The organism is Pseudomonas farsensis, assembly GCF_014268805.2.
GTDB lineage: Bacteria > Pseudomonadota > Gammaproteobacteria > Pseudomonadales > Pseudomonadaceae > Aquipseudomonas > Aquipseudomonas farsensis.
This window is the reverse complement of sequence record NZ_JABWRF020000005.1, coordinates 131,186-149,684: the sequence shown is the minus strand read 5'-3', so window position 1 is coordinate 149,684 and position 18,499 is coordinate 131,186. Positions and strand designations below refer to the sequence as shown.

The 18,499-nt window shown below is 62.5% G+C and carries 14 protein-coding genes; 6 read left to right on the top strand and 8 right to left on the bottom strand.

Annotated features, from left to right (window positions below; translation table 11 throughout):
* From HU719_RS22935 to HU719_RS22925, 3 genes are all read left to right on the top strand, one after another.
* Nucleotides 1-825 carry a mechanosensitive ion channel family protein gene (locus HU719_RS22935; RefSeq protein WP_186523057.1) on the top strand — a complete coding sequence of 275 codons (825 nt, stop codon included), beginning with the start codon at nt 1-3 and terminating at the stop codon, nt 823-825.
* Nucleotides 826-936: 111 nt separating this feature from the next.
* Nucleotides 937-1,503 carry an RNA polymerase sigma factor SigX gene (gene sigX, locus HU719_RS22930; RefSeq protein WP_186523073.1) on the top strand — a complete coding sequence of 189 codons (567 nt, stop codon included), beginning with the start codon at nt 937-939 and terminating at the stop codon, nt 1,501-1,503.
* A 110-nt stretch (nt 1,504-1,613) separates the two neighbouring features.
* Nucleotides 1,614-2,651 carry an OmpA family protein gene (locus HU719_RS22925; RefSeq protein WP_186535632.1) on the top strand — a complete coding sequence of 346 codons (1,038 nt, stop codon included), beginning with the start codon at nt 1,614-1,616 and terminating at the stop codon, nt 2,649-2,651.
* Between the two features lie 275 nt (nt 2,652-2,926).
* Here the strand turns inward: HU719_RS22925 and HU719_RS22920 are convergent, their stop codons facing one another.
* From HU719_RS22920 to HU719_RS22905, 4 genes are all read right to left on the bottom strand, one after another.
* Nucleotides 2,927-4,585: a bifunctional protein-serine/threonine kinase/phosphatase gene (locus HU719_RS22920; RefSeq protein WP_186535630.1), complete on the bottom strand. Its 1,659-nt coding sequence runs from the start codon at nt 4,583-4,585 to the stop codon at nt 2,927-2,929.
* Nucleotides 4,582-5,793 (bottom strand): nitrate/nitrite transporter, encoded by a 1,212-nt coding sequence (locus tag HU719_RS22915; RefSeq protein WP_186523131.1) that lies wholly within the window; start codon nt 5,791-5,793, stop codon nt 4,582-4,584. The genes HU719_RS22920 and HU719_RS22915 overlap by 4 nt, the downstream gene beginning before the upstream one ends.
* A 318-nt stretch (nt 5,794-6,111) precedes the next feature.
* Nucleotides 6,112-6,690 carry an ANTAR domain-containing response regulator gene (locus tag HU719_RS22910; RefSeq protein ID WP_186535629.1) on the bottom strand — a complete coding sequence of 193 codons (579 nt, stop codon included), beginning with the start codon at nt 6,688-6,690 and terminating at the stop codon, nt 6,112-6,114.
* A gap of 9 nt (nt 6,691-6,699) precedes the next feature.
* On the bottom strand, nt 6,700-7,914 hold the full coding sequence (locus HU719_RS22905) for a CmpA/NrtA family ABC transporter substrate-binding protein (RefSeq protein ID WP_367616539.1): 1,215 nt from the start codon (nt 7,912-7,914) through the stop codon (nt 6,700-6,702).
* A 127-nt stretch (nt 7,915-8,041) separates the two neighbouring features.
* On the opposite strand from HU719_RS22905, the gene HU719_RS22900 reads away from it, so the two are divergent.
* On the top strand, nt 8,042-9,064 hold the full coding sequence (locus HU719_RS22900) for a quinone-dependent dihydroorotate dehydrogenase (protein WP_186535627.1): 1,023 nt from the start codon (nt 8,042-8,044) through the stop codon (nt 9,062-9,064).
* 109 nt (nt 9,065-9,173) lie between these two features.
* Here HU719_RS22900 and rmf read toward each other — a convergent pair whose 3' ends face one another.
* Nucleotides 9,174-9,389, bottom strand: a complete 216-nt coding sequence (gene rmf / locus HU719_RS22895; RefSeq protein ID WP_023533691.1) for a ribosome modulation factor — start codon at nt 9,387-9,389, stop codon at nt 9,174-9,176.
* 548 nt (nt 9,390-9,937) lie between these two features.
* Here rmf and rlmKL point away from each other — a divergent pair.
* The gene (gene rlmKL, locus HU719_RS22890) at nt 9,938-12,145 is read left to right on the top strand and encodes a bifunctional 23S rRNA (guanine(2069)-N(7))-methyltransferase RlmK/23S rRNA (guanine(2445)-N(2))-methyltransferase RlmL (protein ID WP_186523148.1); all 2,208 of its coding nucleotides are present in this window, start codon (nt 9,938-9,940) and stop codon (nt 12,143-12,145) included.
* A gap of 99 nt (nt 12,146-12,244) precedes the next feature.
* A complete protein-coding gene (locus HU719_RS22885; RefSeq protein WP_186535626.1) occupies nt 12,245-14,635 on the top strand; it encodes a sensor domain-containing diguanylate cyclase in 2,391 nt (796 codons plus the stop codon).
* A gap of 321 nt (nt 14,636-14,956) precedes the next feature.
* Here HU719_RS22885 and dacB read toward each other — a convergent pair whose 3' ends face one another.
* The 3 genes from dacB to HU719_RS22870 form a co-directional block, all read right to left on the bottom strand.
* Complete coding sequence (gene dacB, locus HU719_RS22880) at nt 14,957-16,420, bottom strand: D-alanyl-D-alanine carboxypeptidase/D-alanyl-D-alanine endopeptidase (RefSeq protein ID WP_186517304.1); 1,464 nt, start codon at nt 16,418-16,420, stop codon at nt 14,957-14,959.
* 205 nt (nt 16,421-16,625) lie between these two features.
* Entirely contained in the window at nt 16,626-16,970 is a 345-nt protein-coding gene (locus HU719_RS22875) for a YggL family protein (RefSeq protein WP_186535625.1), read from the bottom strand.
* A gap of 128 nt (nt 16,971-17,098) precedes the next feature.
* Nucleotides 17,099-18,481: an LLM class flavin-dependent oxidoreductase gene (locus HU719_RS22870; protein WP_186535624.1), complete on the bottom strand. Its 1,383-nt coding sequence runs from the start codon at nt 18,479-18,481 to the stop codon at nt 17,099-17,101.
* Nucleotides 18,482-18,499: the final 18 nt, after the last annotated feature.

Here is an 18,499-nt window from a genome sequence, read left to right as displayed (position 1 = left end):
ATGGAACTCGATCTCTGGACGCAGAGCCTGGTCACTGCCATGACTGCCCTTTGGACCAAGGTTGCGAACTTCATCCCCAACCTGTTCGGCGCGCTGGTCGTGGTGCTGCTGGGTTTTGTCGTCGCCAAACTGCTCGACACACTGCTTTCCAAGGTGCTCGCCAAGTTTGGCCTGGACCGTCTGATGAGCGGCACCGGGCTGACCAAGATGCTCGCCCGGGTTGGCATCCAAGTGCCGATCTCTACCTTGATCGGCAAGATCGTCTACTGGTTCGTACTGCTCATCTTCCTCGTCTCGGCGGCCGAATCGCTGGGCCTGGAACGCGTCTCGGCGACCCTGGACATGCTCGCCCTGTACCTGCCGAAGGTCTTCGGTGCCGCCCTGGTGATGCTGGCCGGCGTGCTGCTGGCACAAGTGGCCAACGGGTTGGTCCGCGGCGCTGCCGAAGGCGTTGGTCTGGAGTATTCCGCAGGGCTTGGCCGTATCGTCCAGGGCCTGGTCATCATCATCAGTATTTCGGTGGCAATCAGCCAGTTGGAGGTCAAGACTGACCTGCTCAACCATGTCATTGTCATCGGTTTGATTACCGTTGGTCTGGCCGTTGCGCTGGCGATGGGCCTGGGTAGCCGGGAAATTGCCGGGCAGATTCTGGCCGGCATCTATGTGCGTGAACTGTTCCAGGTAGGCCAGCACGTGCAGATTGGCGAGGTCGAAGGCCACATCGAGGAGATCGGGACGGTCAAGACAACCCTGCTCACCGATGAGGGTGAGCTGGTGTCGCTGTCCAATCGTGTGTTACTCGAGCAGCGTGTGAATAGCCGCTGATAGCCCAAAGCTGTTAATGTATGCCGCCGCAAAATCGGCCCTTGGGGCTGAGCGGCGACATTGACCTGACTGTCGGCCCGATCCGTTTTGAATAAAGTCCATACGCCGCCCATGCGCTATGACCCACGCGAACTCACCGACGAGGAGTTGGTGGCGCGTTCGCATGAGGAGCTTTTTCACGTTACCCGCGCCTATGAAGAACTCATGCGGCGCTACCAGCGCACGCTGTTCAACGTGTGTGCACGTTATTTGGGGAACGACCGGGACGCTGACGATGTCTGTCAGGAGGTGATGCTCAAGGTGCTGTACGGGTTGAAGAACTTCGAGGGTAAATCCAAGTTCAAGACCTGGCTCTACAGCATCACCTACAACGAATGCATTACCCAGTACCGCAAGGAGCGGCGCAAGCGACGGCTGATGGATGCCTTGAGCCTGGACCCCGTTGAAGAGGCGTCCGAGGACAAGGCACCGAAGCCCGAAGAAAAAGGCGGGCTGGATAAATGGCTGGTGCACGTCAACCCGATCGACCGCGAAATCCTGGTGCTGCGTTTTGTCGCAGAGCTGGAATTCCAGGAGATCGCCGACATCATGCACATGGGCCTGAGCGCCACGAAAATGCGTTACAAACGTGCGCTCGACAAGCTACGGGAGAAATTTGCAGGTTTCGCTGAAACTTAGTGGCCCGCAAATTACTCATACGAATCGGCGAGGTCTGCTAGACTTGCCGTCGAGTTGTCCCCCGGATTTTGGTGGGACTGCTTAACTATCACCAGATGGGGATTTAACGGATGAAACTGAAAAACACCTTGGGCTTGGCCATTGGTTCGCTTGTAGCTGCCGCTTCGTTCGGCGCTATGGCACAAGGTCAAGGCGCCGTTGAGGTCGAAGGCTTCTACAAGAAAGAATTCTTCGACAGCCAGCGCGACTTCAAAAACGACGGCAACCTGTTCGGCGGCTCGATCGGTTACTTCCTGACCGACGACGTTGAACTGCGCCTGGGCTACGACGAAGTACACAACGCTCGTGGCGACGACGGCAAAAACATCAAGGGCTCGAACACCGCCCTGGACGCCGTTTACCACTTCAACAACCCGTACGACGCTATCCGTCCGTACGTGTCGGCTGGTTTCTCCCACCAGTCCCTGGGCCAGACTGGCCGTGGTGGTCGTAACCAGTCCACCTTCGCCAACGTTGGCGCTGGCGCCAAGTGGTACATCACTGACATGTTCTACGCCCGTGCCGGCGTTGAAGCTCAGTACAACATCGACCAGGGCGACACCGAGTGGGCTCCAAGCGTTGGTGTTGGTCTGAACTTCGGCGGTAGCCCGAAGAGCTCCGAAGCAGCCGCTCCTGCTCCAGTTGCAGAAGTTTGCTCCGACAGCGACAACGATGGCGTCTGCGACAACGTCGACAAGTGCCCTGACACCCCAGCCAACGTTACCGTTGACGCTGATGGCTGCCCGGCTGTTGCCGAAGTCGTTCGCGTTGAGCTGGACGTCAAGTTCGACTTCGACAAGTCGGTCGTCAAGCCTAACAGCTACGGCGACATCAAGAACCTGGCTGACTTCATGAAGCAGTACCCACAGACCACCACCACCGTGGAAGGTCACACTGACTCCGTGGGTCCAGACGCTTACAACCAGAAGCTGTCCGAGCGTCGTGCCAGCGCTGTCAAGCAAGTCCTGACCCAGCAATACGGTGTTGAATCGAACCGTGTTCAATCGGTTGGCTACGGTGAGACCCGTCCGGTCGCCGACAACGCCACTGAAGCTGGCCGCGCCGTTAACCGTCGCGTAGAAGCTCAGGTTGAAGCCCAAGCCAAGTAATTGGTCTAAAGCTTCATGAAAAACCCGGCCTCGGCCGGGTTTTTCTTTGCCTGGGATTCGAGCCCTGAAAGGTGTTTTCAAGAGCCTGCACTGGCCTCGTCGCAGGCTGTCGCCAGCTCCCACAGAGACCGTGTCAGCTGCGTAGGTGATGTTTGGCTCAATACGGGTGGGAGCTGGCGACAGCCTGCGATGAAGCCGCAACAAGCCTGCGCAGATCTGGGCCCCATCAAGACCCGGGATGGGCGCCGCGGAGAAAGGGCGCACCGCACTTCTACTCAATGCTTGAGCAGCACCAGCAGCAAAATCAGGTTCATCAGCAACGAAACCAACCCCACTGTCTGCCAAACCTTCAACGGCTCTCGCTCAAGCAACGGCCGTGGCCGCTCGGCCATTTCCTGGCGATCACCGCGCTCCAGCAACAGCAGCCACTGCTCAGCCGTTTCAAACCGCTGCGCCGGGTCCGCCGCCACCGCTTGTTGCAGATTGCGCTGCAACCATTCCGGCAAGTCAGGGCGATACCGGGCCGGGTTGACCGGTTGGCCGAACCGCGGCCGCTGGAACGCCTCCACTTCGCCATAGGGGTAATGGCCGGTCAGCAGGTAATACAAGGTCACGCCCACCGCATACAAGTCCTGGCGCGCAGCGGGCGCCGCCCCGTCGAACGCCTCCGGCGCTATGTAGGAAGGGGTGCCCGGCAACGCATTCGGTTGGTCTTCGCTAAGCCCCGGGCAGTAGGCCAGCCCGAAGTCCAGTAAGCGCAACTGGCCATCGCTGCCCAGGTGCAGGTTCTCAGGCTTGATGTCGCGGTGCAGCAGGTTGCGCCGATGCAGCACGCCTACCGCCTGCAACAGCTGGCGGGCGATCTCCAGCCAGCGCGCGAGCGCAAGCGGCGCCTGGCCGGCCATGGTGCTGCCGGGGTATTCGCGCATCAGGTAATACAGGTGCTGGCGCTCGCTGGCAGGGTGAACTTCAGGAAAATGCCGGCCCGCGACCCGGCGCAAAAACCATTCCTCCTGCAGCAACGCCTGGGCTGCGCCTGATTCCTGGTCGCGCGGCTGGGGCAAGGTCTTGAGTAGCCAGTTCTGGCCGTGGGCATCCCGTACCCGGTACAGCAAAGACTGCCTGCTTTGCGCCACGCTGCCTGCCACGGCCCAGCCATCGATCACCTGGCCTTCACGCAGAGGCCCCGGCAGCGGCCAGTGTTGCAACTGCGCCAGGGCATCGCCAAGGTTGCTGGCGCCCAGGCCATCGACGTGTACCAGCAGCGCGCTGGCGTTGTCCTGGCTGCCGTGGTGGTGGGCGGTGGCCACCAGCGTGTCGACGGCATCCTGCAGGTTGGGCTGTTCGCGCAGGATGGACTGGATGCCCAGATCGCCCAGGCTTGCCCACACCCCATCGCTAAGCAGCAGATAACATTCGCCTTGCTGCAGCTCGCCATCCAGGTAGTCGACCAGCAGGTGCTGGTCCAGGCCAAGCGCGCGCTTGAGCACGTGCTGCATGCCGGGCTGGTCCCACACATGGTCTTCGCTCAGGCATTGCAGGCGCCCGGCGTACCAGCGGTACACCCGGCAATCGCCAACGTGGGCCAAGGTGAAGCGTCGGCCACGCAATACCAGGGCGCTGAGTGTGGTCAGCAGTGGCTGGCCGCTGCCTTGGGCGCGCAACCAGCGGTTTTGCGCCAATAGAAGTTTGTCCAAGGCCTGAGCAACGCCCCAGGTCGCCGGGGTGGCGTAGTAGTCCATGGCCAATGCCTGCAAGCTGGCACGTGCGGCCAGGCCGCCGTCGGCACACTGGCTGACGCCGTCAGCCAGGGCAAACAGGTAGCCTTTACTGGCCGCAAGCTCCGGCGCGGGCGTGACCAGCCGCAGGGCGTCCTGGTTTTCATCGCGTGGCCCGGTGGCACTGGCCTGGGCAAAGCTCAGGCGCAGGCTCATACTCGCGCCGCGGTCACCGCCGCCGAGCCCCAGGTGGTGCGCCAGCGTTGTTTGACCCCGTGCAGGCCAAACCAGGCCAGCACGCCGAGGCTTGCGAACAACCACAGCGCCAACTGGTAATCACCGGTGTGTTGCTTGATGGTGCCCAGCCCTGCGGCCAGCACGAAGCCGCCGATGCCGCCGGCCATGCCGATCAACCCGGTCATGACGCCGATCTCCTGGCGAAAGCGCTGTGGCACCAGTTGGAATACCGCGCCGTTGCCGGCACCCAGCCCGAGCATGGCGCTGACGAACAGGGCCAGGGCCGCTGCTGCGCTGGGCAGGTTGAAGCCGACTGCGGCGATGCAGATGGCCGCAACGGTGTACATGGCCAGCAGTGTGCGGATGCCGCCGAAGCGGTCCGCCAGCGCGCCGCCCAGGGGGCGCATCAGGCTGCCGGCGAATACGCAGGCGGCGGTATAGTAGCCGGCGGTTACCGGGCTCAGGGCGTACTGGTCACTGAAGTAGCCGGGCAGGGCGCTGGCCAGGCCAATAAAGCCGCCGAAGGTGACGCTGTAGAAGAACATGAACCACCAGCTGTCGCGGTCGCCGAGGGCCTTCAGGTAGTCGGCCATTGCTTTTGGTTTTGGCCGTTGTGGTGCGTTGCGCGCCAGCAGGGCAAACACCAGCAGGGTCAGCAGCAAAGGCAGCACGGCAAAGCCGAACACGTTGTTCCAGCCGAAGCTTGCCGCCAGAACCGGGGCCAGCAGCGCGGCGAACACCGTGCCTGAGTTGCCGGCACCGGCGATGCCCATGGCCTTGCCTTGGTGCTGCGGCGGGTACCACTGCGATGCCAGGGGCAGCGATACGGCGAACGAGGCGCCGGCGACGCCGAGGAACACCCCCAGCAGCAGGGCCTGTTCGTAGCTGTGCACGCCCAGGTGCCAGGCGCAGGCCAGCGCGATGATGACGATCACTTGGCCAATCAGGCCGGCGGTTTTTGGCGACAGCCGGTCGACCAGCAGGCCCATGACAAAACGCAGGATCGCGCCTGCCAGAATCGGCGTTGCGACCATCAGGCCCCGTTGCTGGGCGGTGAGTTGCAGGTCGGCGGCGATCTGCACCGCCATGGGGCCCAGTAGATACCAGACCATGAAGCTCAGGTCGAAATACAGGAAGGCGGCAAACAGCGTGGGCACATGCCCGGATTTCCAGAAGCTCGTATTCATCGAACACCTCGTTCGGCGTGCTGCACAGGGGCGGAAACGAAAAAGACGCCGCTACCCGGTCCACGGCTGTGGAGGGGGAGCGACGTCTTTGTCGGGAGTGTGTGGCAACCGCCGTTGGCTACCTGGAGTTTAAGTGAGCAAGAGCCGGGCCAGTTCCACAGGCTTGAAGCTGCAACGCAGGGTTGCCCGTGTAGGAGCGGCCTTGTGTCGCGAAAGGGCCGCAGAGCGGCCCCGCCGGTTTCTGTATCAACTCAGAAAACCTAGGGGCGCTTTGCACCCCTTTCGCGACACAAGGCCGCTCCTACAGGCTCCCGTGCCTCAAGGCCCAAGCAGCTCCGACATGGCAATGATCTGCTCGGCCACTTGGATCAGCTTCTGCTGGCGGCTCATGGCCTGGCGGCGCATGAGGGTGTAGGCCTGTTCCTCGTTACAGTCTTTCATTTTCATCAGCATGCCCTTGGCCTGTTCGATGCGTTTGCGCTCGGCCAGTTGCTGGTCGCGGGCAACCAACTGGGCCTTAAGTGCCTGGTCGCTCTCGAAGCGGGCCATGGCCACATCCAGAATTGGCTGCAGGCGGGCTGCATGGATGCCTTCGACTATATAAGCGCTGACCCCTGCCTGGATCGCCTGGCGCATCACCCCCGGATCATGCTCGTCGGTAAACAGCACGATTGGCCGTGGCTGGTCACGGCTGACCATGACCACCTGTTCCATCACATCACGCCCCGGTGACTCGGTATCAATCAGCACCACATCCGGGTGCACCGTTTCGACGCAAGCCGGCAGGTCGATGGTCAGGCCTGGCGCTTCGATGACCTCGAAGCCTGACTCCATCAGCGCAGCCTTGAGGCGGCCGACTTTCTTTTCGGTGTCGTCGATCAGCAAGATACGTAGCATGGCACCCCCTCAGTAGCCGACGCGGGCGCAGGGCGCCGCGTCCAGCGCATGCAAGCTGAAGCTGCGCGCGTAGGCATGGGGGGCGCTGCCGTCCCAGCGGCCGCCGTCGATCAGCAAGCTGCTGCGCATCGCCTGCTGCGGGCAGGCAACGCCAAGCGCCTCGGCGGCCTCGCAGTACAGGCCCAGTTGCTGCACCTGGCTGGCGACCCCCAGGTAGTCCGGGTCGTCGCGCAGAATGCCCCAGCGGCGGAACTGAGTCATGAACCACATGCCGTCGGACAGATAAGGCAGGTTGACCCGGCCATCATCGAACAGGTGCAGCGGGTGCGAGTCCTGCCAATGGTTGCCCAGGCCATCATGGTAGTCGCCCAGCAGGCGCGGTTCGATGTTGCCTGGCGGGGTGTCCAGGTAGGCGCTGGCGCTGAGCAACTGCGCGGTGCTGCGGCGGTTCTCGACGCTGCTCTCGATAAAGCGGCTGGCGGCAAGCACCGCCTTGATCAGCGCCCGTGCGCTGTTGGGGTACTGCTCGACAAAGCCACGGGCGCAGGCCAACACCTTCTCGGGGTGGTCCGGCCACACCGACTGGCTGGTTGCCAGGGTAAAGCCCTGGCCTTGGGCGATGGCCGTTGCCGACCATGGCTCGCCCACGCAAAAGCCGTCGATGCGCCCAGCCTGCATGTGCGCCACCATCTGCGCCGGCGGCACCACCACGCTGTTGATGTCGCGCAGCGGGTGAATGCCTTGGCTGGCCAGCCAGTAGTTGAGCCACATGGCATGGGTGCCGGTGGGGAAGGTCTGGGCGAAGGTCAGCCGTGCGCCACCTTGGTGCACCAATTGTGCCAACGCCTCAGGGCTGGTCACGCCCTTGCGCTGCAGCGCAGGCGACAGATTGATCGCCTGGGCGTTCTGGTTCAGGCCCATGAGCACGGCCATGTCACTGGCCGGCCCGCCGCCCACACCCAGATGCACGGCGTAGACCAGCCCGTACAGGCAATGGGCGCCATCGAGTTCGCCGCTCACCAGCTTGTCGCGCAGGCCCGCCCACGAGGCCTGGCGGCGCAGGTTCAGGGTCAGGCCTTGCTGCTGGGCAAAGCCCTGGGTGGCGGCGACCACAACCGATGCGCAGTCGCTCAAGGCCATGAAACCCAGGTTCAGGCTGGTTTTTTCCGGCGCGTCGCTGCCGTTGACCCAGGCCAGCGGTGATGTCGGGAGGGCAGTATTCACAAGGAACCTCAGGTGTTCGGAAAGGGCAACATAGGCCTTGCGAAGCAACCCATGTGCCATTGCCCTGTCACCGAGGCGATGCGCTGGCTATAATCGCCACCCTCACACACCGCGAGTCCGCCCGCCCATGTATAACCTGGCCCGCCAACTGCTGTTCAAGCTCTCCCCGGAAACCTCCCACGACCTGTCGCTGGACCTGATCGGCGCCGGAGGCCGCATGGGCCTCAATGGCATGCTGTGCAAGCAACCTGCGGCGTTGCCGGTGACGGTGATGGGCTTGAACTTCGCAAACCCAGTGGGCCTGGCCGCAGGCCTGGATAAAAATGGCGCGGCCATCGACGGCTTTGCGCAACTGGGCTTCGGCTTCGTCGAGATCGGCACCATCACCCCGCGCCCGCAGCCGGGCAACCCCAAGCCACGGTTGTTCCGCTTGCCTGAAGCCACGGCGATCATCAACCGCATGGGTTTCAACAACCTGGGTGTCGATCACCTGCTGGCGCGGGTTCGGGCGGCACGCTACACCGGGGTGCTGGGCATCAACATTGGCAAGAACTTCGATACCCCGGTCGAGCGCGCCCAGGACGACTACCTGATCTGCCTGGAGAAGGTCTACAACGACGCAAGCTACATTACCGTCAACGTCAGCTCGCCCAACACCCCTGGCTTGCGCTCGCTGCAATTTGGCGATTCGCTCAAGCAACTGCTCGATGTGTTGGCTGAGCGCCGTGAGCAACTGGCCACCGCCCATGGCAAGCGCGTGCCGCTGGCGATCAAGATCGCGCCAGACATGACCGATGAAGAAACCGCGCTGGTGGCCGCCGCGCTGATGCAGTCGGGCATGGATGCGGTCATTGCCACCAATACCACGCTGAGCCGGGAAGGGGTCGAGGGCTTGCCGTTTGGCGGTGAGGCGGGTGGCCTGTCAGGTGCGCCGGTGCTGCAAAAAAGCACCCACACCGTGAAGGTGCTGGCGGGTGAGCTGGGCGGCAAGTTGCCAATCATCGCCGCAGGCGGCATTACCGAGGGGCGTCATGCGGCTGAGAAAATCGCCGCTGGCGCAAGCCTGGTGCAGATCTACTCGGGCTTCATTTATAAAGGCCCGGCGCTGATCCGTGAGGCGGTGGATGCAATTGCGGCGATGCCGCGCTGAGCTGTCAGAAATCGACAGGCATAAAAAAGGGGCCCCCTTTGGGACCCCTTGGGCCGCAGCCCGCCGCCCGGATGGGGCGTGCATGGTGACTCGAATTCAGTGTCCTCGTTCAGCCAACGGCGTGATTTTCGTTGAGTCTGTGAATACCAGCGGTACCAGTCATGCCGTCCCAGTTATCGCCGCGGCCTTCGCGCCAGCCGTTGATCCAGGCTTGGCGGACAGATGGCAAGGTGAATGGGCAAAGTTCGCGGGATTTGCCGGTGACTCCATACTGGTAGCCACGTGAAAATGCTCTTTCCAACGGATCACGCTTAAGTCTTCTCATAGGGTGTTGCCCTCACTTGTTGACTGTAATGTCCCGTCGGCCTCTACGAGGCCGGGCAGAATCGTTCTGCCGGTTGCGCCCGCTGCCGGCGTGGCGGGCTAAAAGTGCCACCTCGTTGCGAAGCGGCCTGAGACCAGTTCTAACCAATGCGGGTCACAGTGTGAATGATCGTTTTGTCATAAGGACGTAACGTTTCTGAAGGTGAAGGGATAAGTAAATAAATGCGACTCAACCGTAATTGCCTACAAGCCCGCTATGATCAGGGTTTGGTCGGCGTTTGAAATCATTTAGCCAGTGTTGCTGGCTGAAGCCTGTAACATCTGCTAACGCGACGAAGGGTCACATCCAGGCCCTCTGTCGATGAAATTTTCACACTGCCCGACGATCCAAGCCTCTTGCCAACCGGCAGTTGCTACGTCAGTCGGGCGGCCAGGCCCAAGCGAACGTCTTCGCCGGCCACCCGCACGCTTCACAAAAAGCGTGTGGGCAAACAGCGGCAGCCGATGCGTCGGCGTGCCATTTACCTAGCCAAAGGCTCTGGATCAACCATGTCGGACCGTTTCGAACTATATCTCACCTGCCCCAAAGGCCTGGAAGGCCTGCTTGCCGAGGAAGCCCGCAACCTGGGCCTGGACGAGGTGCGTGAACACACCTCGGCCATCCGCGGCGAGGCCGACATGGAAACCGCCTACCGCCTGTGCCTGTGGTCGCGCCTGGCCAACCGCGTATTGCTGGTGCTCAAGCGCTTCTCCATGAAGAACGCTGACGACCTGTACGACGGCGTCAACGCCGTGGACTGGGCCGACCACCTGCTTGCCGACGGCACCCTGGCGGTGGAATTCAGTGGCCATGGCTCGGGTATCGACAACACCCACTTCGGTGCGCTCAAGGTCAAGGACGCCATCGTCGACAAGTTGCGCAACCGCGAAGGCCTGCGCCCCTCGGTGGACAAGCTCGACCCTGACCTGCGCGTGCACCTGCGCCTGGACCGTGGCGAGGCGATCCTGTCCCTCGACTTGTCTGGCCACAGCCTGCACCAGCGCGGCTACCGCCTGCAGCAGGGCGCCGCGCCGCTGAAAGAAAACCTTGCAGCGGCCGTGCTGATCCGTTCCGGCTGGCCGCGCATCGCCGCTGAAGGCGGTGCACTGGCTGACCCGATGTGCGGTGTGGGTACTTTCCTGGTAGAGGCGGCGATGATCGCCGCTGACATTGCACCCAACCTCAAGCGTGAGCGCTGGGGTTTCAGCGCCTGGCTTGGGCATGTGCCGGCGTTGTGGCGCAAGCTGCACGACGAGGCCCTGGCACGCGCCCAGGCCGGCCTGGCCAAGCCCCCGCTGTGGATTCGCGGCTACGAGGCCGACCCGCGGCTGATCCAGCCGGGGCGCAACAACGTCGAGCGTGCAGGCCTGGGCGACTGGGTGAAGATCTACCAAGGCGAGGTCGCAAGCTTCGAGCCACGCCCGGACCAGAACCAGAAAGGCCTGGTCATCAGCAACCCGCCTTACGGCGAGCGCCTGGGTGATGAAGCCAGCCTGCTGTACCTTTACCAGAACCTCGGCGAACGCCTGCGCCAGGCATGCATGGGCTGGGAGGCGGCGGTGTTCACCGGCGCGCCTGAGCTGGGCAAGCGCATGGGCATTCGCAGCCACAAGCAGTACGCGTTCTGGAACGGCGCGCTGCCGTGCAAGCTGCTGCTGTTCAAGGTTCAGCCTGATCAGTTCGTCACTGGCGAGCGGCGCCAGGCTGGCGCCGATAACACCGATGCCGACAGCCACGAGCCGCGCAGCCCGGTGGCTGTAGCCAGCGAATCTGCCCGCCTGTCCGAAGGCGCGCAGATGTTCGCCAACCGCCTGCAGAAAAACTTCAAGCAGTTGGGCAAGTGGGCCCGCCGCGAAAAAGTCGATTGCTATCGCGTCTACGATGCCGATATGCCCGAGTACGCCCTGGCCGTCGACCTTTACCACGACTGGGTGCATGTGCAGGAATACGCAGCGCCACGCTCGATCGACCCGGAAAAAGCCCAGGTGCGCCTGATCGATGCGCTGTCGGCCATCCCCCAAGCGTTGGGCGTTGACCCCAAACGAGTGGTGCTCAAGCGCCGCGAGCGCCAGAGCGGCACCCGCCAGTACGAGCGCCAGGCCACCGAAGGGCGCTTCCAGGAAGTCAACGAAGGCGGCGTCAAGCTGCTGGTCAACCTCACCGACTACCTGGACACCGGCCTGTTCCTTGATCACCGCCCGATGCGTATGCGCATCCAGCGTGAAGCGGCCGGCAAGAACTTCCTCAACCTGTTCTGCTATACCGCAACGGTCAGTGTGCATGCCGCCAAGGGCGGTGCACGCAGCACCACCAGTGTCGACCTGTCGAAGACCTACCTGGACTGGGCGCGGCGCAACCTGTCGCTGAACGGCTTCTCCGAGCGTAACCGCCTGGAGCAGGGTGATGTGATGGACTGGCTGCGTAACGCCCAAGGCACCTACGAGCTGATTTTCATCGACCCGCCGACCTTCTCCAACTCCAAGCGCATGGAAGGGGTGTTCGATGTGCAGCGTGACCATGTCGAACTGCTCGACCTGGCCATGGCGCGACTGGCGCCCGGTGGTGTGCTGTATTTCTCCAACAACTTCCGCAAGTTCCAGCTCGATGAGCACCTGGCCACGCGGTATGCGGTTGAGGAAATCAGCGCGCAAACCCTGGACCCGGATTTTGCCCGCAACAATCGCATCCACCGTGCCTGGCAATTGCGTCTGCGCTGACTGAACTGGGGGCTGGCGTGAATGCTGGCCTTTAGCTATAAAGCATGCAGGCATTGACCATTCGCAGGACGCTGAAGCTGTAGTCGCTGAGAGTCCTCTATGTGGAAAGTACCTGCAAAGCTGTCCGGCCTGTTCGCCGAGGAACTCTCCGCCCTGGGCGTGGCGCTGACTGCCCTGGTTGCCGGTGGCGTGCTCACCGGGGCCCTGGCGCTCGCCACCCAGGCGTTCTACAAGCAGCAACTGCACCAGCGCTTCGAACTGCTGGCCAGCGAGCGTTACAGCCGCATCGCTGAGCGGTTCGAGGAGCAGGAGCAGCGCCTGGACGGGCTGCGGCGCTTCTTCAGCTATTCCTCCGACATCACCCCAGCCGAATTCGACGGTTACGCACGCCCGTTGCTGCGCCGCACGCAGGCGTTTTCGTGGGCGCCACGTGTGGCCGGCGTCGAGCGCGAAGCCTTCGAACGGATGGCCAGCGTTCGCCTGGGGCAGCCTTACCGCATTCTCGATCACGATGCCCAGGCCGGGTGGCACGCCGCGCCTGCGCGCGATGTGTACTACCCGATTCTCTACACCCAGGCGGTCAACCAGCACGGCCAGTTGTTCGGCTTTGACCAGAACGGCCAGCCGCTGCGCGCTGCGGCCCTGGCGCGGGCTGTAAGCCCGGGGAGCATGGCGGTGTCGGCGCCGCTGGACATGATCAGTGTGCAGCCGGACTACAGCCGTGGGCTACTGGTGGTAGCGCCGGTATTTGCCGATGGCGCGGCTGTCCGGGCGCCGCCGCGGGGCTATGTGATGGCTTTGCTCAGCCTGAGCCAGTTGATCGGCGAAAGCCTGCCAGCCGAAGCCGACGACAACCTGGTGGTGCGCATTTACGATTTGTCTGGCGGCAGCACCCAGGAGGTGTTGTTCGACTCTGGCAACGAGCCTGCGCCGATGATGCTGGTCAACAGCCAGTTACTGCGCCTGGCCGACCATCATTTTCAGCTCGATATTCGCCTAAGCCTGGGTTTTCTGGCGGACAACCGGTCCTCGGCGGTGCAGGTGGTCGGTGTGCTGGGCGGCCTGTTGAGCGTGATGCTGGCCGCCTTGCTGTACAGCTTGTTCAGCCAGCGCCAGCGGGCGCTCGCAATGGTGGCCAGGCGTACCGCTGAGCTTCGGGTCAGCGAGCAGTCGCTGCGCGTCACCCACAACCAACTGCGCAATGTGCTCGATGCCGCCACCCAAGTGGCAATCATCGCCACCGACCTCAAGGGCAGCATCACCACGTTCAACGCAGGCGCCGAGCGCATGCTGGGTTATGGTGCGGCCGAAGCGTTGGGCCAGCTCACACTCGAGGACCTGGTGCAGCCCGAAGAGCTGCACCGCCGCGGCCACGCGCTCGGCCTGCGCCATGGCCGCGAAGTCGGCGCTGGCCAGGCCATGTTCGTCGAGACTGCCCAGGAGGCCGGGGCGCAGCCTGCGGACTGGACGCTGGTACGCAAGGATGGCAGCCATTTACTGGCCAATATGCTGGTGACCGCCGTGCTCGATGAACAGGGCCTGTGGGTGGGTTACCTGGCCATCTGCATTGATGTCACCGAGCGACGGCGTATCCATGAGGCGTTGGCTGAGCGCGACCGATTGCTGGAAAAACTCAGTGCCGAGGTGCCAGGCGGCATCTATCAGTACCGTGTGGATAGCGACGGACATTCGTGTTTCCCCTATGCCAGCCAAGGCCTGAACGATATCTACGAGGTGGACCTGGCAGTATTGCGCAAGGATGCCACCCCAGCCTTCGAGCGTATCCACCCGGAGGACCTGGAGCGGGTAAGGGCCTCTGTGCGTTACTCGGCCGAGCACCTGACGTCTTGGCGTGAGGAATTCCGCGTGTGCCTGCCGCGCGCCGGCCTGCGCTGGGTGCGCGGGGAGGCCACGCCGGAGGTCGGCGAGCAGCAGTGCACGCTGTGGCACGGCTACCTCACGGATATTTCCGACCTCAAGCGTGTGGAGGAGGAGTTGCGTGCTTTGTCGGTCACTGATGCGCTGACGGGGATCTACAACCGCCGCTACTTCCAGGATCGGCTTTGGAGCGAACTGGAGCGCGCCCGCCGCGAGGGGCTGCAGTTGGCGGTGATCATGCTGGATATTGACCATTTCAAACGCATAAACGACCAGTTCGGCCATGCGGTAGGCGACCGGGTGCTGCGCAGCTTGTGTGAGCGTATCAGCCACCGTTTGCGGCGCAGCGATGTGTTCTGCCGGCTTGGCGGCGAGGAGTTCATGGTGCTGTGCCCGGGGAGTGATGCCGAACAGGCGCGGATGTTGGCACTGGAGCTGTGGCAGGGCGTGCGTGGCACGCCGGTGGACGGGGTTGGGCAGGTTACCGCCAGTTTTGGTGTGGCCGGATGGCGGGGCGGGGAAGGCGCTGATGCATTGCTGCTGCGCGCCGATGCCGGGGTTTATGCCGCCAAGCAGGCGGGGCGGGACCGTGTCGAGGGTGAGCTGGTTTGAGCTGTGGCTGCACCGGCCTCATCGCGGGGCAAGCCCGCTCCCACAAGAAGAGATGCCCGGGCGAGAAGGTGTGTAGGTACCCCATGCCTGGGTCCTCTTCCACAGAATGTGGCTTGCCACTACATCGACGTTTACGCGGTCAGTGTAGGAGCGGCCTCGTGCCGCGAAAGGGCCGCATCGCGGCCCCATGATCTGCGCCTCATGCAGAATCGCCGGGGCCGCGATGCGGCCCTTTCGCGACACAAGGCCGCTCCTACAAACGACCGCGTTGCTTATGTTTTTGTGGGAAGTGGCAACCGGCTGCTACTAAAACCCGGCTGTTCAGGGCGCAACACCCGCTGTCCCGTTGACCAGCTTCGGCTGGCGATACAGCTCAAGCAGCACCTGATCCAGCACCTGCGAGGCCCCCCACGGTTTCGGGTCGTTGAGAATCGCCGAAACCGCCCAGGTATGCCCGTTGCTGTCGCGGCTGAAGCCGGCAATCGCCCGCACCGTATTCAGCGTGCCGGTCTTGATATGGCCCTCGCCAGTCATGGCGGTACGTTTCAGGCGCTTGCGCATGGTGCCGTCCATGCCAACCAGCGGCATCGAGCTGATGAACTCGGCTGCATACGGGCTCTTCCACGCTGCCTGCAGCAGCGTCGCCATCTCCCGCGTACTGACCCGCTCTGCACGCGACAGCCCCGAGCCGTTTTCCATGACCAGGTGCGGGGCAGTGATGCCTTTCTTGGCCATCCACTGGCGGACTACACGTTGCGCGGCGCGGGCATCGTCGCCGTCGGCGTCGGTACGGAACTGCGCACCGATGCTCAGGAACAGCTGCTGAGCCATGGTGTTGTTGCTGTATTTGTTGATGTCGCGGATCACTTCCACCAAATCAGGGGAGAATGCACGGGCCAGCAGGCGCGCCGACTTGGGCACATCTTCTATGCGGTCGCGGCCTTGGATGCTGCCACCCAGCTCGCTCCAGATGGCACGTACCGCACCTGCGGCGTAGGTCGAGTGGTCCAGCAGCGACAGGTAGGTCTGGGAGTTGCAGCCGTCGGCGAGTTGGCCGCTGACCGTCACGCTGACACCGTCGGCCTGCTGTACCGGGTTGTAACGCACATCGCCGCTGCACTGCTTGCCAGCCACAGCCTTGACCTGGTTGTCGATACGAATGCTGGCAATCGGTGGTTCCACCGACACCATCACCTTGCCACCGTCGTTGCGGGCCACGAAGCGCAGCGCCTTGAGGTTGACCAGCAGTGAGTCGGGCTTTACCAGGAACGGCTTGTTCTCATCGCCGCCGTCATCGTTGAACTGCGGCAGGTTGGGCTGCACGAAATGACTGCGGTCGAGCACCAGGTCGCCAGTGATCGTGCGCACGCCGTTGGCGCGCAGGTCACGCATCAGCAACCAGAGCTTTTCCATGTTCAGCTTGGGGTCGCCGCCGCCCTTGAGGTACAGGTTGCCGTTGAGCACGCCGTTGTTCAGGGTACCGTCGGTGTAGAACTCGGTCTTCCACTGAAACGTCGGGCCTAAAAGCTCAAGCGCTGCATAGGTAGTGATGAGCTTCATGGTCGAGGCCGGGTTCACCGACACATCGGCATTGAACACCGTGGCGGTGCCTGGGCCATCAAGCGGCAGCATCACCAGCGACAGCGCGGAATCCTGCAGTTTGTTGGTCTTGAGGGCCTGCTGCACCTTGGGCGGCAGGCTGGTATTGACCGCTGCGGCTTGGCTGGTGAGCGAGAAGGGCAGGAACAGGCTGGCGAGCAGCAGTGGGCGGAGCGTCTTGATCATGGATATGCATACCCTGCAGGCGAGGGGGAAGACAATGGGGCTGTAAAGGATGGTGGCCCCAAAACGAAATATAGTGCGCATTATGCCCCAAGCGCACTGCGCATGGGCCTGTTCGATAGAAATGCACTTTATGACTGGCGAAAAAAAACCACCTCGAAAGGTGGTTTTTTACAAGCTCGCAGTTAGCCGTTGTGGCTCGGTGCGATTACTTGGCGGTGTTAACCGGCTTTTCTGGGTACCAAGCGTCGAGCAGAGGGCTGACAGTAACCTGAGTCACTTCGCTACGGCCTTTGAGCCACGCTTCTACGGCAGCGCGTTGCTCTTCGGTAACCGAACCACGCTCGGCCTTGCAAACCAGACCGAAGTCGTCGCCGCCGACGTAGTCCAGGCCATTGGCGTCCATGGCTTCGGTCAGGAATGCATCGAGGAATGCATCAACAGCCTCGTCATCCAGGTCTTCCTTGAACTCCAGGTTCAGCTCAAAGCCCAATTCCTGAAACTCATCCACACAAAGCTTTTTGCGCAGACGACGGGAGCGGTTAGTGGCCATCAAAAAATCCTCTAAGTAATTACGGCGCGCAGTCTATCAGCTAACACGCTCGATTGCGTGCCCGTCTGCTCGATAGTCGTGCCTTGTGAGGCTTTGACGGCATGCCGAGGGTGGCCCCATCCTGCCCCTCACTGCTGAAGATGCTGGCGGAATGAAGCCCCGTAGGCACAGTCAGGTAGCCGGCTGGCTCCATCACTCCTGAGCCGAGAGCGGAAAGTGCCTTGTGGTGGCGTGGTTCGATACAGGCCGCGCTTTTGCAGCTCAGGTACAACCAGCTCAACGAAGTCCTCAAGCGTGCCTGGGCTGGTGAGCGGGTTGAGCATGTAGCCACTGGTGCCTGAAACACGAGCGTGCTCTTCGATACGGTCAGCGACCTGCTGGGGTGTGCCCACCAGAATGAGGTCTGTACCCCGAGTGACGTTGGCAAATCGCTGCCTGACATCACCCGCAGTCAGCGGCTTGCCACTGCCATCCGGGCGCATCATGTAGGAGGTCAGGCCTTCGGTATGGTTGGTCAACGCTTCGTTGTCTGAATAGCGGCTCAGATCGATGCCTGTGTCACCGGCATAGCTGACCAGTTGCGCCTCAAGGTGGTAATTGCTCTGCAGCACATCGTACTTGCGCTGAGCCTCGATCTCGGTTTTCGCGGTGACAATTCGCAGCACTGTCAGAGACTTCACGTCATCCCGAGCCCGGCCACGGGCTTGGGCCATGCTCCAGATCTCTTCCAGGCCCTGGCGGATTTCCTGTGGATTGGACTTGGCGATGAAAACAAGCTCGGCATGTTTGGCCGCGAATTCGCGCCCTCGGCCCGACCAGCCTGCCTGGATCAGCACAGGCGTCCTTTGCGCCGAGGGGGCGGCCAGATGCGGCCCCGCCACACGATAGTGCTCGCCGACGTGATTGATGGGCTTCACCCGATCGCCACGGGCATATGCCCGGCCTTGTTTGTCGGCGACGACCGCATCATCAGCCCAGCTTCCTTCCCAGAGCTTGTAAACGACATCCATGAATTCCTCGGCCCGCTCGTACCGGTCGCCATGTTTGAGCATTTCTTCCAGGCCGAAATTGCGTGCCGCACTGGAAAGATAGGAGGTGACGATGTTCCAGCCGATCCTGCCGTTGGTCATGTGATCGAGTGTGCTGAGCCGCCTGGCGTGGGTGAACGGATGCTCGTAGCTGGTGGTGATCGTCGCACCAAATGCCAGGTTTTTTGTGACAGCTGCAAGGCCTGGGATAATCATCAGCGGGTCGTTCGCCGGGGCCTCTACTGCCCATTTCACTGCGGCTTCGACATTGCCACCGTACACGTCGTAGAAGCCAAGCACGTCAGCGAAGAAGAACATGTCGAGGTTGGCCTGATCTGCGATACGGGCCTTGTTGGACCAGAAATCGAAGGTGTTGGCGGCCAGTCGCTCATCCGCCGGATGAGTCCACAGGCTTGGCGCTCCACCGCAGCCAACACTGGCCTGCTCATACAAGGCGAACAAGAGGGGTTTGGGGTCGGACATCGTTATTCCTGTATTCGT

Coding starts and splice junctions, on each gene's coding strand:
- HU719_RS22925 (WP_186535632.1), top strand. CDS start 1,614: ATGAAACTGAAAAACACCTTGGGCTTGGCCATTGGTTCGCTTGTAGCT.
- dacB (WP_186517304.1), bottom strand. CDS start 16,420: ATGATCAAGACGCTCCGCCCACTGCTGCTCGCCAGCCTGTTCCTGCCC.
- rmf (WP_023533691.1), bottom strand. CDS start 9,389: ATGAGAAGACTTAAGCGTGATCCGTTGGAAAGAGCATTTTCACGTGGC.
- rlmKL (WP_186523148.1), top strand. CDS start 9,938: ATGTCGGACCGTTTCGAACTATATCTCACCTGCCCCAAAGGCCTGGAA.
- HU719_RS22910 (WP_186535629.1), bottom strand. CDS start 6,690: ATGCTACGTATCTTGCTGATCGACGACACCGAAAAGAAAGTCGGCCGC.
- sigX (WP_186523073.1), top strand. CDS start 937: ATGCGCTATGACCCACGCGAACTCACCGACGAGGAGTTGGTGGCGCGT.
- HU719_RS22870 (WP_186535624.1), bottom strand. CDS start 18,481: ATGTCCGACCCCAAACCCCTCTTGTTCGCCTTGTATGAGCAGGCCAGT.
- HU719_RS22875 (WP_186535625.1), bottom strand. CDS start 16,970: ATGGCCACTAACCGCTCCCGTCGTCTGCGCAAAAAGCTTTGTGTGGAT.
- HU719_RS22915 (WP_186523131.1), bottom strand. CDS start 5,793: ATGAATACGAGCTTCTGGAAATCCGGGCATGTGCCCACGCTGTTTGCC.
- HU719_RS22920 (WP_186535630.1), bottom strand. CDS start 4,585: ATGAGCCTGCGCCTGAGCTTTGCCCAGGCCAGTGCCACCGGGCCACGC.
- HU719_RS22900 (WP_186535627.1), top strand. CDS start 8,042: ATGTATAACCTGGCCCGCCAACTGCTGTTCAAGCTCTCCCCGGAAACC.
- HU719_RS22885 (WP_186535626.1), top strand. CDS start 12,245: ATGTGGAAAGTACCTGCAAAGCTGTCCGGCCTGTTCGCCGAGGAACTC.
- HU719_RS22935 (WP_186523057.1), top strand. CDS start 1: ATGGAACTCGATCTCTGGACGCAGAGCCTGGTCACTGCCATGACTGCC.